General features: G+C 67.9%; 13 protein-coding genes. 2 read left to right on the top strand and 11 right to left on the bottom strand.

From position 1 onward, the window contains the following. Positions 1-8: 8 nt before the first annotated feature. The 4 genes from P3L18_RS10205 to P3L18_RS10220 form a co-directional block, all read right to left on the bottom strand. The gene (locus P3L18_RS10205) at positions 9-776 is read right to left on the bottom strand and encodes an NRDE family protein (RefSeq protein WP_276114017.1); all 768 of its coding nucleotides are present in this window, start codon (positions 774-776) and stop codon (positions 9-11) included. Positions 777-895: 119 nt separating this feature from the next. Beyond that, entirely contained in the window at positions 896-3,175 is a 2,280-nt protein-coding gene (locus P3L18_RS10210; protein WP_276114018.1) for a polyribonucleotide nucleotidyltransferase, read from the bottom strand. A gap of 462 nt (positions 3,176-3,637) precedes the next feature. After that, positions 3,638-3,907, bottom strand: coding sequence for a 30S ribosomal protein S15 (gene rpsO, locus P3L18_RS10215; RefSeq protein ID WP_006371375.1), 270 nt, complete (start codon positions 3,905-3,907; stop codon positions 3,638-3,640). Positions 3,908-4,063: 156 nt separating this feature from the next. Beyond that, positions 4,064-5,032 carry a bifunctional riboflavin kinase/FAD synthetase gene (locus P3L18_RS10220; protein ID WP_014359791.1) on the bottom strand — a complete coding sequence of 323 codons (969 nt, stop codon included), beginning with the start codon at positions 5,030-5,032 and terminating at the stop codon, positions 4,064-4,066. A gap of 183 nt (positions 5,033-5,215) precedes the next feature. Here P3L18_RS10220 and P3L18_RS10225 point away from each other — a divergent pair, with 183 nt between their 5' ends. Beyond that, entirely contained in the window at positions 5,216-5,938 is a 723-nt protein-coding gene (locus tag P3L18_RS10225; RefSeq protein WP_006371373.1) for a metal-dependent transcriptional regulator, read from the top strand. A gap of 36 nt (positions 5,939-5,974) precedes the next feature. Here the strand turns inward: P3L18_RS10225 and truB are convergent, their stop codons facing one another. From truB to P3L18_RS10240, 3 genes are read right to left on the bottom strand one after another with little or no spacing between them, the layout of a single operon-like run. After that, positions 5,975-6,892 carry a tRNA pseudouridine(55) synthase TruB gene (gene truB, locus P3L18_RS10230; protein ID WP_276114019.1) on the bottom strand — a complete coding sequence of 306 codons (918 nt, stop codon included), beginning with the start codon at positions 6,890-6,892 and terminating at the stop codon, positions 5,975-5,977. Beyond that, positions 6,892-7,557, bottom strand: a complete 666-nt coding sequence (locus P3L18_RS10235) for a 4'-phosphopantetheinyl transferase (RefSeq protein WP_276114020.1) — start codon at positions 7,555-7,557, stop codon at positions 6,892-6,894. The genes truB and P3L18_RS10235 overlap by 1 nt, the downstream gene beginning before the upstream one ends. Further along, positions 7,554-8,552, bottom strand: a complete 999-nt coding sequence (locus P3L18_RS10240) for a metallophosphoesterase (RefSeq protein WP_014359789.1) — start codon at positions 8,550-8,552, stop codon at positions 7,554-7,556. Before P3L18_RS10240 ends, P3L18_RS10235 begins: the two co-directional genes overlap by 4 nt. Positions 8,553-8,706: 154 nt before the next feature. Here P3L18_RS10240 and P3L18_RS10245 point away from each other — a divergent pair, with 154 nt between their 5' ends. After that, positions 8,707-9,531, top strand: coding sequence for a hypothetical protein (locus P3L18_RS10245; RefSeq protein ID WP_276114021.1), 825 nt, complete (start codon positions 8,707-8,709; stop codon positions 9,529-9,531). Here P3L18_RS10245 and P3L18_RS10250 read toward each other — a convergent pair. The 4 genes from P3L18_RS10250 to infB all read right to left on the bottom strand — a co-directional run bounded on the left by P3L18_RS10250 (position 9,510) and on the right by infB (position 15,404). Continuing rightward, positions 9,510-10,982 (bottom strand): MATE family efflux transporter, encoded by a 1,473-nt coding sequence (locus P3L18_RS10250; RefSeq protein WP_079929493.1) that lies wholly within the window; start codon positions 10,980-10,982, stop codon positions 9,510-9,512. The two genes, P3L18_RS10245 and P3L18_RS10250, sit on opposite strands and share 22 nt — an antisense overlap. Then, the gene (locus P3L18_RS10255; protein WP_276114022.1) at positions 10,979-11,947 is read right to left on the bottom strand and encodes a bifunctional oligoribonuclease/PAP phosphatase NrnA; all 969 of its coding nucleotides are present in this window, start codon (positions 11,945-11,947) and stop codon (positions 10,979-10,981) included. Before P3L18_RS10255 ends, P3L18_RS10250 begins: the two co-directional genes overlap by 4 nt. After that, positions 11,944-12,447: a 30S ribosome-binding factor RbfA gene (rbfA, locus tag P3L18_RS10260; protein WP_020171518.1), complete on the bottom strand. Its 504-nt coding sequence runs from the start codon at positions 12,445-12,447 to the stop codon at positions 11,944-11,946. Before rbfA ends, P3L18_RS10255 begins: the two co-directional genes overlap by 4 nt. Positions 12,448-12,542: 95 nt before the next feature. Continuing rightward, positions 12,543-15,404, bottom strand: a complete 2,862-nt coding sequence (gene infB / locus P3L18_RS10265) for a translation initiation factor IF-2 (RefSeq protein WP_276114023.1) — start codon at positions 15,402-15,404, stop codon at positions 12,543-12,545. Between the last annotated feature and the right edge of the window lie 25 nt (positions 15,405-15,429).

Raw genomic sequence — 15,429 nt, forward strand, 5'->3', positions numbered from 1 at the left:
GTGGACGATCAGACGCTGATGGCCACGGTGGAGGGACCTTGGTCGGGGGTGTAGCGACGTTCGGTGATGTCGCCGTGGCCGGCGGAGTCGATCCGAACCACCGTGCCGGCCCGGGTGCCGTACTCCCCCATGTCGACGAACATGGCCGACAGGGCGCGCTCGTTGTCGAGCGGAACACCCGTGTGCGGGAGCGCGGCGTCGTCGGCGACGGTGGTGTCGTGCAGGGCCTCGAGCAGTGCTTCGGGATCGGACGACGACGGGACCGATGACGTCAGCGCGTCGCGCAGCATGGCCGTCCCCGCCGTCACCTTCGGCCACGGTTCGTCGAGTGCGCCGTTGGACAATCCGTGGATTCCCGGCTCCACCCGCACGGCACGGGGTTCGAGATGGTTGGTGGCCCACCACATCTCGGCTCCGTCGTCGACGAGTAGGTTCACCGGGGCATACCGGTCGGCGGTCTCCACGAGGGCTGCCGCAGCGTCGGCGGCACTGCCCGTGCCGGTCACGAAGTCGACGGGTAGTCCACCGCGAGATCGCTTGTCCGGCTGCGGTTGTGCGATCCCGTCACGCACGTTGGTCACCGCGGCCAACCGGTACTTGTCGGGAGCGAGGCCGAGCCAGGTACCACCCGCCTCGAGGTCACGTCCACCGATCACCGGCAGATCGTCCCACCGGTGTACCGCGGCGCTGCGCCGACGATGGAACTCGTCACGGTTGGCGGCGAGGACGAGGCGATAATTCGGGTCGACCTCGAGGGCGAACAGGATCAAGCACACGCCCGCCAGGCTACTGACACACTCGTAGAGCCTGTGAGTGGCATCCACGACATACCAGCACCGACGACACCGGCCCGCCCCCGCCGAAGCGGGAACGGGCCGGGGAACCGAGTCGACGATCAGGCGTCGGCGGAGGCCTTCTCCTCGGCCGGTGCGGCCTTGGCGTCGTCGTCGACGGGGATGAGGCTGATCTTGCCGCGCTCGTCGATGTCGGCGATCTCCACCTGCAACTTGGAGCCGACGTTCACCACGTCCTCGACTTTGTTGATGCGCTTGCCCTTACCGAGCTTGGAGATGTGCACGAGGCCGTCGCGGCCGGGCAGCAGCGACACGAAGGCACCGAACGCGGTGGTCTTGACCACGGTGCCGAGGAACCGCTCGCCCACCTTGGGCAGCTGCGGATTGGCGATCGCGTTGACGCGGTCGATCGCAGCCTGTGCCGACTCGCCGTCGGACGCACCGATGAACACGGTGCCGTCGTCCTCGATGGAGATGTTGGCGCCGGTCTCCTCGGTGATGGTGTTGATCGTCTTGCCCTTGGGGCCGATCAGTTCACCGATCTTTTCCATCGGGATCTTGATGGTGGTGATCCGCGGCGCGTACGGGCTCATCTCGTCGGGCTCGTCGATCGCCTCGGCCATCACATCGAGGATGGTCAGCCGGGCGTCCTTGGCCTGGGTCAACGCACCGGCGAGAACCTGGCTGGGGATGCCGTCGAGCTTGGTGTCGAGCTGCAGCGCGGTCACGAAGTCCTTGGTGCCCGCGACCTTGAAGTCCATGTCACCGAAGGCATCCTCGGCGCCGAGGATGTCGGTCAGTGCGACATACCGGGTTTCGCCGTCGATGGTGTCGGACACCAGGCCCATGGCGATGCCGGCGACCGGGGCACGCAGCGGCACACCGGCATTGAGCAACGACATGGTGGAGGCACACACCGAGCCCATCGAGGTCGAGCCGTTGGAGCTCAATGCCTCGGAGACCTGACGGATCGCGTACGGGAACTCCTCGACGCTCGGGATCACCGGCACCAGGGCACGCTCGGCGAGCGCACCGTGACCGATCTCGCGACGCTTCGGCGACCCGACGCGACCGGTCTCACCGGTCGAATACGGCGGGAAGTTGTAGTGGTGCATGTAGCGCTTGGAGGTCTCGGGGGTCAGCGAGTCGATCTGCTGGGCCATCTTGACCATGTCGAGGGTGGTGACGCCCAGGATCTGGGTCTCGCCGCGCTCGAACAGGGCGCTGCCGTGGGCCCGCGGGATCACCGCGACCTCGGCCGAGAGCGAGCGGATGTCGGTGATGCCGCGGCCGTCGATACGGAAGTGATCTGTCAGGATGCGCTGGCGCACAAGCTTTTTGGTCACCGAACGGAACGCCGCGCCGATTTCCTTCTCCCGGCCCTCGAACTGCTCGGCGAGCTGGGTGAGAATCTGTTCCTTGAGCTCGTCGGTCTTGTCGTCGCGCTCCTGCTTGCCGGCGATCGAGAGGACCGCGGCGAGCTTCTCGCTCGCGGTGGCCGACACGGCGTCGAAGACGTCGGACTCGTACGGCGGGAACAGCGGGAATTGGCCGGTCTCCTTGGCGGCGGCCGCCGCGAGGGACTTCTGCGCCTCACAGAGGCGGGCGATGAACGGCTTGGCGGCCTCGAGCCCCTCGGCGACGATCGCCTCGGTCGGCGCCTGCGCGCCACCGGCGATGATCTCGATGACGTTCTCGGTGGCCTCGGCCTCGACCATCATGATCGCGACGTCGGCGGAATCGCCCTCACCGGAAACGATGCGACCGGCGACGACCATGTCGAACACCGCGCCTTCGAGCTGCTCGGCGGTCGGGAACGCGACCCACTGGCCTGCCTTGTTCTCCTCGGTCGGGACGAGGGCGACGCGCACGCCACCGACGGGACCGGAGAAGGGCAGCCCGGCGAGCTGGGTGGAGGCCGACGCGGCGTTGATCGCGACGACGTCGTAGAGGTCCTTGGGATCGAGCGAGAGCACGGTCACCACGACCTGGATCTCGTTACGCAGACCGTCGACGAAGGACGGGCGCAGCGGACGGTCGATCAGCCGGCAGGTCAGGATCGCATCGGTGGACGGACGGCCCTCGCGGCGGAAGAACGAGCCGGGGATACGCCCGGCGGCGTACATCCGCTCCTCGACGTCGACGGTGAGCGGGAAGAAGTCGAAGTGCTCTTTGGGGTGCTTGGACGCCGCGGTGGTCGACAGGAGCATGGTCTCGTCGTCGAGGTAGGCGGTCACCGAGCCGGCGGCCTGCAGGGCGAGGCGTCCGGTCTCGAAGCGGATGGTGCGGGTACCGAAGCTGCCGTTGTCGATGACGGCGGTGGCCTCGGTGATGGTTTCGTCGTAGTCGGCGAAATCCTCGGTGGTGGTCACATCGGACATGTGGGGTGTTGATCCCTTCGTTGCGGCCGCATCCGGCGGCCGTGGGTGGCCGCGATTTCCGGCGGCCTTCTCTATGCGGATAGGGGCTGCCCGCGGCGCGACGACACGGCGATCATGCTCGGCTGCTCGTGTCGGTGTCCGCGTGGGCGGCAAGCCCGGAACACGCGTGGGTGAGATCGTCGGCGGGAGGTGATCGGCGCGCTCGTATGCGCACCCGTTGTTGCTCAGACGGCCTTCGATCGAAGCGGCCGGAACCTCGTGTTCCGGCGGCCACTACCGAGGACCGATCTGACTCTGCATCACTTCCGTGGACTCGCACGTCACGGCGGCGTTCCGAGGCCACCTTATCATTGACACGACAAAGTCCATTGACACGACGACCATTGACACGACAAGAACCGGCCACCCCCAACGAGGGCGACCGGTTCTCGTAATGTCTGATGACCTCGACGCGACGGTGGGTCAGCGACGCAGGCCGAGGCGCTCGATGAGCGAGCGGTAGCGCTCGATGTCGACCTTGGCGACGTACTTCAGGAGACGACGACGGCGGCCGACCAGCAACAGCAGCCCACGGCGGCTGTGGTGGTCGTGCTTGTGCTCCTTGAGGTGCTCGGTGAGGTCGGTGATGCGCTTGGTCAGCAGCGCGACCTGCGCTTCGGGCGAGCCGGTATCGGTCTCGTGCAGACCGTACTGGCCGAGGATTTCCTTCTTCTCGGCAGCAGTTAGTGCCATGGAGATACTCCTGTTTCTCAGTACCGCGACAATGTCATCTCCCGACCGAACCCACCGGGGCCGATGCGGGGCGGCGCGCCACCGCGGACTGCAGCAACGCCGATCCGCCAATTTACCAGCGGGCAACCCCGGCACCCAAATCGCCGCGCACGTCGCTCACTGATCGGACGCGGCGAGAATGGCGCGCGTCTTCTCCACGTCGTCGGCCATCGCCTCGAGCAGTCCGTCGATGCTGTCGAACTGCTCCATCGGGCGGATGTGGCTGACGAAGTCGACGGCGACGTGCTGGCCGTAGAGATCGGCGCTGGTGTCGAGGACGAAGGCCTCGACGGTGCGGGTCCGCCCGGAGAAGGTGGGGTTGGTGCCCACCGACACCGCGGCCTCGTACCGCTCGCCGGGGATCACCTGGCCGACCACCGGACCGGCCCCGAGCACGGTGAACCACGCGGCATACACCCCGTCGGCCGGGATCGCCGCATGCATCGGCGGTGCGACATTGGCTGTGGGATAACCCAATTCACGCCCCCGCCCGTCGCCGCGGACGACCACTCCCTCCACCCGGTGCGGGCGGCCGAGCGCCTCCGTCGCCCGCTCGACGTCCCCGGCGGCCACACACGACCGGATGTAGGTCGAGGAGTAGGTGACGGCATGTTCGCCGAACAGTGACACCGCCTGCACCTCGAACCCGAACTTGGCGCCGAGCTCGGTGAGTTTGGCGACGTCACCGGCGGCCTTCTTGCCGAACGTGAAGTTGGCTCCGACGACGACGTCGGCGGCGTGCAGACGTTCCACGAGCACGTCGTGGGCGAAGTCCTTCGGGGTCCGCGCGGCGAGTTCGGGGGTGAACGGCATCACACAGAACACGTCGATACCCAGTTGCTCGGCGAGTTCGGCCCGCCGCGTCAGGGTGGTCAGTTGCGGCGGATGGGTGCCCGCACGCACGACCTCGGCGGGATGCGGGTCGAACGTCATCAGCACCGCGGGTACGCCACGTTCGCGGGCGGCCTTCGTCGCGGCGCCGATCAACTCCGCGTGGCCGCGGTGAACGCCGTCGAAGACACCGATCGTGACCACACACCGACCCCAATCCGCGGGGACGTCCTCCAGACCTCTCCAACGCAACACGCCGACAACACTACGGCCACCGGCCGCGCCGTACCAGCACCGCCCGGGCTGTGTGAACCTCCGGTGACCGCCGTCCACGAACACCGTGAACCTCGGGTGTCGCCACCGGACTTCGCACCCGCCACCCGTGCCGGCGACCGCGCTTCTTCGCGTCGGGGGGGATCGACACATAAGCTGAGCACCATGCCCAACAGAGGACTGTCCCCCGCCGCCGGGGACAGCGAATCGCCGCCTGCGGTGACCACGCTGTCGACCGTGACCCAGGACTATCTGAAGGTCATCTGGACCTCGCAGGAGTGGGCCGATGTGAAGGTCACCACCAAACTGCTCGCCGACAAGATGGGGGTGTCAGCCTCCACCGCCTCGGAATCGATCCGCAAGCTCGCCGATCAGGGTCTTGTCTCCCACGAGCGTTACGGCGCGGTCACTCTCACCGATGAGGGCCGCACCGCGGCGATCCTGATGGTGCGCCGACACCGGCTGCTCGAGACGTTCCTGGTGCGTGAACTCGGTTACGGCTGGGACGAGGTGCACGACGAGGCCGAAGTCCTCGAACACGCCGTGTCCGACCGTCTGATGGCACGCCTGGACGCCAAACTCGGTTACCCGAGCCGGGATCCGCACGGCGACCCCATCCCCTCGGTCGACGGTGCGGTACCCACCCCGGACGCCGATTCACTCGCCGACCTCGACGTCGGCGACTCCGGAACCGTCGCGCGGATCTCCGACACCGATCCGGAGATGTTGCGCTACTTCGATCAGATGGGTGTCGCACTCGACTGCACGGTGACCGTCGTCGAGAAGCGGCCGTTCGCCGGCACCATTGCGATCAGCGTCAACGACGGCACGCCGATCGATCTCGGCGACATCGCCGCACGCGCGATTTTCCTGGTGACCGCGAGCTGAGTTGCGGCGCAGCTGAACTCGCCCACGGTGCCGGTATCAGCGCAGCGTCGCCGGTCGTACCACCATCACCGAGCTGGCGCGCCTGCCCTTCTCCTCGATCAGTGCGATGGCCTGCCCGCGTGGATCGACGCCGACGTGAATTCCTTTGAGACCCAACGGAACGAGCCACCGTCCCTGACTGATCGACTCGGCTTCGTCGTCGTCGATGTCGCGACGTGGGAACGACAACAGTGCCGCCTGGTCGATGGTCAGTGACAACTCGGGGGTCTCGGCGAGGACGTCGAGGGTTCGGGCATGGTCGAGGGTGAACGGCCCCACCGCGGTGCGACGTAGAGCGGTCAGATGACCGCCGGATCCGAGGGCATCGCCGAGATCACGTGCCAGGGAACGGATGTAGGTGCCGGCCGAACAGTCGACCTCGACGTCGAGATCGAGGAAGCCGGACTCGCCGCCGTCGTCCTCGGGACGCCGGATCGCCCTGATCTCGAATCGTGAGACCCTCACCGGACGCGCGGCGAGATCGAACTCGGCACCTGTGCGGGCCAACGCATGCGCGCGTCGCCCGTCGACCTTGATCGCACTGACCTTGGCCGGGACCTGCGAGATGTCGCCGGTGAGATCGGCGACCGCACGGGTGATCTCGTCATCGCAGATCGCCGACACCGCCCCGCGACTGATGATCCGACCCTCGCGGTCATCGGTGTCGGTGGCCGCCCCGAGACGGATCGTCGCCGTGTACGACTTGGTGGTCAGCGACAACAGTCCCAGGAGTTTGGTGGCCCGTTCCACGCCGATGACGAGAACGCCGGTCGCCATCGGGTCCAGAGTGCCTGCGTGTCCGACGCGGCGCGTGTTGAAGATCTTGCGGCACCGCGAGACCACGTCGTGGCTGGTGATGCCGGCCGCCTTGTCGACGATGACGAGGCCGGCGTTCTCGATGGAGGCGTCGGCCATCAGAGCACCGCGATCACGGTGACGATGAGGCCGCGGTCGATCATCCACCGGCCGTGGAACTCAGAGAGCGGACTGCCACCGTCGACGGTCCGGCCGTCGATCAGGATGCGAGAGATGAAGGTGCCCATGGGGACCTCGGCACCTCGGTCCTGCTCGACGGTGATGTGCGCGTCCTCGAAACCCAGCCACCGCTGGGTCAGCGGGAACCACGCCTTGTAGGTTGCCTCCTTGGCGCAGAACAACAGTCGGTCCCAGTGCAATGGGTCGGGACGGTCGGCGAGTACCTGACGTTCGGCCGGGAGGCTGGTGTGGTCGAGGACGCCGTCGGGCAAGGCGTCGTGCGGTTCGGCGTCGATGCCGAGTGAGCGCACCGCCATCGCGTAGGCGACCGTCGCCGCCCGGTACCCGTCGCAGTGGGTGAGGCTACCGACCACCTGCTCGGGCCACAGCGGCATTCCGCGTTCGCCCCGCATGATCGCGACCGGCTCGATACCGAGCTGTCCCAACGCCTGACGAGCGCAGTGGCGTGCGGTGGTGAATTCGCGTCGGCGCTTCTCCACGGCCCGCGAGATCAGTGACTCCTCCCCCGGCAGCGGGGTGAGATCCGGTGGGTCACCGAAGGATTCCGCCGAGGCCACCCCACTGGGCAACAACTTCTCGATCACGGTTGGTCCCTCCGGGTGTCGTTCGTCGACCGTTCGGCACGACGGGCGGCCTGTTCGGCGCGACGCTGTTCGAGCCGCCGGGCGAACTCCTCGGCGCGACGCTCGTAGTCGGGCGGCAGCTCGAATCGCGCGCCGTGCGGCGGCAGATCCTCCTCGCGCAGACCGGGATCCGGTGCGATCTGGCGCAGCAACGGTTCGGGCAGCCCGCGGCGTTTCCATTCGCGCGGGTAGCCGACCGACACCTCCTCGAACCGCACGAGGTCGTAGAAGGTGGTCCGCGGGATGTGCAGATGCCCGTACACGCAACAGGCAGCGTTGAACCGGGTGTGCCAGTCAGCGGTCTCGGTGGTGCCACACCACAGCGCGAACTCCGGATACATCAGGGTGTCGGTCGGTTCCCGCCGCAACGGCCAGTGATTGATCAGGATCGTCCGCTCGGTCGGGTCGAGCGCCTCCAGCCGTGCCCGGGTGGCCGCCACGCGGGCACGCCCCCACGCGTCGCGGGTCGGGAAAGGCTCCGGGGACAGCAAGAATTCGTCCGTGGCGACCACATTGCGTTCCCGTGCCAGTGCCAATGCCGCCAAGGCGGTCGAGGTGCCCTCGGGCCGAAAGGTGTAGTCGTAGAGCAGGAACATCGGGACCACCCGTACCGGCGCAGAGCCGTCACCGGGATCGAACAACGGATAGATGTCCTCGGGCGTCACGATCCCCATGTCCCGGCACGCTTGCACGAGATAGTCGTAGCGAGCCACCCCGAACACCTGCAGCGGATCCTTGGCCGTCGTGTAGAGCTCGTGGTTGCCCGGAACCCACACGACGGTGTGGAAACGAGCGCGCAGCCGGCGCAGGGTCTCGACGATGTCATCGGTGCGTTCGGAGACATCACCGGCCACGATCAACCAGTCGTCCGACGTCTTCGGCCGGATCTGGTCGAGGATGTGCTCGTTGCCCCGATGTGCGACGTGCAGATCGCTGATCGCCCAGAGAGTAGCCACGAGGATCCATCGTGCCATGCGCTGTCATGTCCGGCGGCGCCCGGCACGATGCGCTTGCCCGCCGATGTCACGGCGACGTGCCATGATGCCGACTATGAACTATCCCTACCCTCCCGTGGTCCCGGCGGCAGGTGTGTCAAGCCGCGGTTCACGCATGCCCGGCGCGCGCGGACCGTGGTGGGCGCGAGTGCTGATCAGTGCGGCGATCACCGTCCTCCTATGGGGGCTGTCGCTGGTGATCCTCATCGTCACCGATCACTCGCTGTCCACCCATTGGTCGAGCTACATCGGTTGGACGTTGATCTACTTGATCTTTGTCGTCACGGTAGGGCTCTGGGGACGAACCGCTGCACGCTGCGTTCTCGGGGCTCTGATCGCCTTCATCCTGCTCGCCCTCAGCCACGGTCTCGATGTGCTGTTCTATGTGAGCGGCACCACCTTCCATGTCTCGTTTTCGTACGACACGATTGCGACCATCAGTGCCGCCTTGTTCCTGACGGCAACGATCGGAGGGTGGAGTATCGCCCGTCGTGCGACGCCCTTCGCGTGGATCGGTGTAATCCCGATGGTCGGGGTCGTTGGCATCGGGACATGGGTGCTCAACAATCACATGCCGTCCGTGGCATTCTCATGGTTCGACGACCACAGCGACTATCCGACGTGGTGGTGGTTTGCCAACGTGTCGATCCAGGCAGCGTTCGTCATCGCGGGAGTCCTCGTTGTGTGGGCATGCGACGCCATCGGTATCGCCCTTCGACGTGATCGGCCTACCCCGACCTCCGCCGGCCCGATCGCCGTGTGGGGAACCCAGGGCGGCCCAGCACCGTGGCCACCCTCGTCACCGGCCACATCCGGGCAGCCATCGTGGCCTGCCGGGCAGCAGCCTGTATGGCCCTCTCAGCCACCGCCGGCCTGGCCCACCCCGCCACCGCAGGCGTGGTCAGGTCAGCCGCCCAGTCAGCCTCCGGCGGGCACCTGATCGACCCGGCTGCCGGCCGGCGTCGTCGCGCCCACGCGATGCCAGCGTCCCGAGGCGATACGCAGGCACACCGCGATCAGCCGGGCGATCATGAACACCACCAGTCCACTCCACACGCCGGCGAGTCCCCAGTCGAAGATCAGCGACATCCAGATCAGCGGGAGGAAGCCGACGAGTGCGGCGACGAGGGTCGCCGTGCGCAAGAAGGCGGCGTCGCCGCTGCCGAGCAGTACACCGTCGAGGGCGAACACCACGCCGGCGATCGGCAGCATCGCCACGAAGAACCACCAGGGCACCCCGATCGCGTCGAGCACCGCCGAGTCGGAGGTGAACACCTTGGGTAGCGTCGTCGCGCCCACCGCGAACACCGCGGCCATCACCGCGGCGGCGATCACCGAGACCAAGGTCACCCGCCGGGCGACCGAGCGCGCAATGGTCACCGATCCCGCGCCCAGTGCTGCCCCGACTAGGGCCTGGGCGGCAATGGCCACCGAATCGAGGAACAGCGACATGAATTCCCAGAGCTGAAGCACCAATTGGTGTGCGGCCACCTGCGCGACACCGAATCGGGCGGCCACCGCCGCCGCGGAGATGAAACAGATCTGGAACGACAGACTGCGCACGATGAGGTCGCGGGCCATCACCAGCTGCGCTGCGATCATCGGGCGGTTCGGTGCGAAGGCCGCGAACACACTGCCCGACTCCTCGGCAGCCGAAGACCGCACGCTCACCAGTTGCTCACGCACCACGCGCGCGGCGAACAGCAGCCCGGTGATCGATTGTCCGATCACGTTGGCGACCGCGCTGCCGACGATGCCCAGTCGCGGGAAGAACCACAGTCCGTGGACGAGACCGACGACGAGCACTGCCGAGATCGCCAGTCCGACAACCACATAGATGATGGGTCGACGTGTCTCCTGAACCCCGCGCATCCAGCCGTTGCCGGCCATCGACAACAGGATGAGGGGCACACCGAACACCGCGACCCGCACCCACTGCGTCGCATCGGTGGCCACAACCGCCGACGACGCCGAGGCGTCGCCCACCAGCGCCGACATCACGTACGGCGCGACCGGCCAGGCGACGGCGATGATCACCAGTCCCACGGCCAGCGCTATCCAACTCGCCTGTACGCCCTCGGCAATCGCGCCCGGCCGATCACCGGCACCGTACCTGCGCGCCGAGCGGGCGGTGGTGCCATAGGACAAGAACGTCAGTTGGGTGCTGATGATCGACAGCACCAGGGTCGCCACGGCCAGCGCGGCCAGCTCGTCGCCGCCCAGCCTACCGACCACTGCGAGATCCAACAGCAGATACAGCGGGGGCGCGATCAGTACCGCGAGAGCCGAGACGGTCAGGATGCCGACCCGACGCACACCGGCATCGAGCCCGCCGGCATCCGGTTCCGACCCCTCGGGGTTTGCGGGCTCGGGGGCGTTGCGTTCGGTCACAGGGATTGCCTGAGGCGACCGATCACCTCGTCGGCCGTACCCGAGTCGCTGTAGCCCGAGGCGTGGCGATGTCCGCCGCCGCCATGGGTACGGGCGATGGGAACCAGGTCGACGGTGCTCTTGGAACGCAACGACACCGTCCACTCACCGGCGTCGATCTCCTTGAACACCGCGGAGACCTCGGCTTCGGCAGTGGTCCGGACGATGTCGATGACGCTCTCCGATTCTTCCCAGCTCATCCCGGCCAACGCCCGATGGTTCACCACGGCGTACACCAATCCCTCACCGCCACAGGCAGTTCGGTCGAGCGTCGCGGTGGCGAGGATCTCCGAGACCATGCCCAGCCAGCCGAACGGATGCGTGTCGAGCAGCCGGCGACTCCAGGTCCGGGAGTCCACGCCGGCCTCGGCGAGCCGGGCAGCCACCCGGAACGACTCCGGCCGTGCCCAGCGGAACGAGCCGGTGTCGGTGATCAAACCCGCATAGAGACAGGTCGCGATGTCCTCGTCGAGGTCGACGCCGAGGTCGTCGAGCACACGCAGGACGAGCACCGCGGTGCAGTCGGCGTGCGGGTCGACGAAGTCGAGGTCGCCGAAACCGGGGTTCGACGCGTGGTGATCGATGACAACCGTGGTCTCGGCGTCGGCGAAGAGCGACTCGAGCTCACCGAGCCGCGCGCGGCTCGCGGCGTCAACCGACACCACCAGCCGACTGCCTCGCAGGGCTGCCGAGTCGACGAGCAACTTGTGCCCGGGCAGATCGGCGAAAGCCACCGGGAGTGACTCCGGACCGGGATGAGCGACCTCCACGTCCACCCCGAGCCGGTCGAGCGCCAACCCGAGCGCCAACCCGCTGCCGATGGTGTCGGCGTCGGGTCGGACGTGACACAGGATGGTCACCGGGCCCTCGTCGTCGGCGACCCGTCGGATGGTCTGCGCGATCGCCGCACTCGACGCTGCGGTCACGCCTGATCGCCGTCCTCATCATCACGGTCGGGATCACCATCGTCGGGGTCACCATCGTCGGGGTCGTCGTGACCGGGCGCACGGTACGGGTCGGCCTCACCGGCCGGTCTGGCCTCGGCGGCACGCCGCGCAACGAGTTCATCACTCGCGCGCGCTCGCGCCACCAACTCCTCCATGTGCCGGGCGGCGTCGGGGACGGTGTCGAGGACGAAGGTGAGCGTCGGGGTGAAACGCACCCCGGTGCCCGCACCGACCTTGGACCGCAGGACTCCGGTGGCCTTCGCCAGACCGGCCGCGGCGGCCTCGTAGTCCGGCTCGGTGTCCAGGGTCTCGCCCATCACCGTGTAGAAGAGCGTCGCGTCGTGCAGGTCGCCGGTGACGCGCGCGTCGGTGATCGTCACATGGGCCAGCCGTGGGTCCTTGATGTCGTGGGCGATCGCCGAGGCGACGATCGACGAGATCCGCTTGGCCAGCCGTTGTGCTCGTGCCGGATCGGCCATGATTGTCCTTCCCGAAGGGATCGAAAGGCGCTCCCCTCCCGCGCGGTGCCTGCGCGGCACACTCGCGGAAGGGGAGCACTCGAGAGTGATACGCGTCAGTCGCGCGGCTTCTCCTGCAACTCGTAGGACTCGATGACGTCATCGACCTTGATGTCGCTGTACGTCAGTGTGAGACCACATTCGTAGCCTTCGCGAACCTCGGTGGCATCGTCCTTCTCCCGCTTGAGCGAGGCGATGGTGAGGTTCTCCGCGACGACCACGTTGTCACGCAGCAGACGTGCCTTGGCGTTGCGACGCACGATGCCCGACTGCACCAGACAGCCGGCGATGTTGCCGACCTTCGACGACTTGAAGATCGCGCGGATCTCGGCGCGGCCGAGCTCCACCTCTTCGTAGATCGGCTTGAGCATGCCCTTGAGCGCGCTCTCGATCTCGTCGATCGCCTGGTAGATCACCGAGTAGTACCGGATGTCGACACCCTCGCGGTTGGCCAGCTCGGTCGCCTTGCCCTCCGCTCGGACGTTGAATCCGATGATGATCGCGTCCGAGGCGGCCGCCAGGTTCACGTTGGTCTCGGTGACGCCACCGACACCGCGGTCGATGACCCGCAACGAGACCTCGTCGCCCATGTCGATCCCGAGCAGCGCCTCTTCGAGGGCCTCGACGGTACCGGAGTTGTCACCCTTGAGGATCAGGTTCAGCTGGCTGGTTTCCTTCAGCGCCGAATCGAGATCCTCGAGGCTGATCCGCTTGCGGCTGCGTGCGGCCAGCGCGTTGCGCTTGCGCGCATTGCGGCGGTCGGCGATCTGACGCGCGATGCGGTCTTCCTCGACGACGAGCAGGTTGTCACCGGCACCGGGCACCGAGGTGAAGCCGATGACCTGCACCGGCCGCGACGGCAGCGCCGCCTCGATGTCGTCACCGTGCTCGTCGACCATGCGACGCACACGACCGTAGGCGTCACCGGCAACGATCGAATCGCCGACGTGCAGCGTGCCGCGCTGAATGAGCACGGTCGCCACCGGTCCACGTCCGCGGTCGAGGTGGGCCTCGATGGCCACACCCTGTGCGTCCATGTCGGGGTTGGCCCGCAGGTCGAGCGACGCGTCCGCGGTCAACAGCACCGCTTCGAGCAGTTCGTCGATGTTGGTGCCCTGCTTGGCAGAGATGTCGACGAACATCGCCTCGCCGCCGTACTCCTCGGGGATCAGACCGTACTCGGTGAGCTGACCCCGGATCTTCTGCGGGTCGGCGCCTTCCTTGTCGATCTTGTTGACCGCCACCACGATCGGCACATCGGCCGCCTGCGCGTGGTTGATGGCCTCCACCGTCTGCGGCATGACGCCGTCGTCGGCCGCGACCACCAGGATCGCGATGTCGGTGGCCTTCGCACCGCGGGCACGCATGGCGGTGAACGCCTCGTGACCGGGGGTGTCGATGAAGGTGATCAACCGGTCGTCACCGTTGAGGTGCGTGTTGACCTGGTAGGCACCGATGTGCTGGGTGATGCCACCGGCCTCGCCCTCGCGGACGCTGGCATTACGGATCGTGTCGAGCAGTCGGGTCTTACCGTGATCGACGTGACCCATGACGGTCACCACCGGCGGACGCTGCTCGAGATCTTCCTCGTCGCCCTCGTCCTCGCCGTAGCTGAGGTCGAAGCTCTCGAGGAGTTCGCGATCCTCGTCCTCGGGGCTCACCACCTGGACGGTGTAGTTCATCTCCGAGCCGAGCAGCTCGAGCGTCTCGTCGTTGACCGACTCGGTCGCGGTGACCATCTCACCGAGATTGAACAGCGCCTGGACCAGCGAGGCCGGGTTGGCGTCGATCTTGTCGGCGAAGTCCGACAACGATGCGCCGCGGGCGAGCCGGATGGTCTCACCGTTGCCGCGCGGCAGCCGGACGCCACCGACGGCCGGCGCCTGCATCGAGTCGTATTCCTGACGCTTCTGCCGCTTCGACTTGCGGCCCTTGCGCGGGGCACCACCGGGACGACCGAACGCACCCGCGGCACCGCCGCGGCCACGACCGCCGCCACCGGGACGACCGCGGAAACCGCCACCACCGGCGGGAGCTCCACCGGGAGCGCCGCCACCGCCGCCGCCGCGGTATCCACCGCCGCCGCCACCCCGGTTTCCGCCGGGACCGCCACTACGACCACCCGGACGGGCGTCGGGACGGGCGGCGCGACTGGGCATCGCACCCGGATTCGGGCGCGGGGGCATGTTGCCGGGGCTCGGACGGGGTCCGCCCTGGCCGGGAGCCGGACGCGGACCACCCTGACCGGGTCGGCCACCCTGGGCACCGGGGCGACCGCCACCGGGGCGGGGTCCGCCCTGGCCCGGGCCGGGACGACCGGCCGGGGGTCGAGGTGCCGGCGCGGGTGCCGATGAGTACGGGTTGTTGCCGACGCGCGGTGCACGCGGGCCCGGCTTCGGGCCACCGGGACGCGGTCCCGGTGTCGGTCCGCCCGGCTTCTGGGCCGGTGCGGGCTGCTGTGCGGGCGCGGAACGCTCGGCGGCCGCAGGCGCCGGGGCTGCCGGCTTCGGGGCAGCGGGCGTCGCCGGTGCCTGTGCGGCGGCGGGCGTCGGAGCTGCCGGGGCCGGGGCGGCCGGTGCCGGGGATGATGCGGCCGGCTGCGGGGCCGGGCGAGTCTGCTCGGTACGGCTCGGGGGCTTCTGCTCCGCTGCCGGTGCCGGCTTGGGACCGCCGGGCTTGGGGCCCGGACGCGGACCTGCGCCGGGCTTGGGGGCGGAACCGTTGGTGCCGGGCTTGGGCGCCGACGAACCGCCGTCTTTGTTCGGGAATGATTCGCGGAGTCGACGGGCCACCGGGGCCTCGACCGTCGACGACGCGGATTTGACGAACTCGCCCTGTTCCTTGAGTCGCTCGAGCACCTGTTTGCTCGTCACGCCCAGTTCCTTGGCCAGTTCGTGCACGCGGGCCTTGCCTGCCACTGCTCTCCTCACTTGGAGGCCGAGC

Source organism: Gordonia sp. N1V, assembly GCF_029269935.1.
Lineage (GTDB): Bacteria > Actinomycetota > Actinomycetes > Mycobacteriales > Mycobacteriaceae > Gordonia > Gordonia polyisoprenivorans.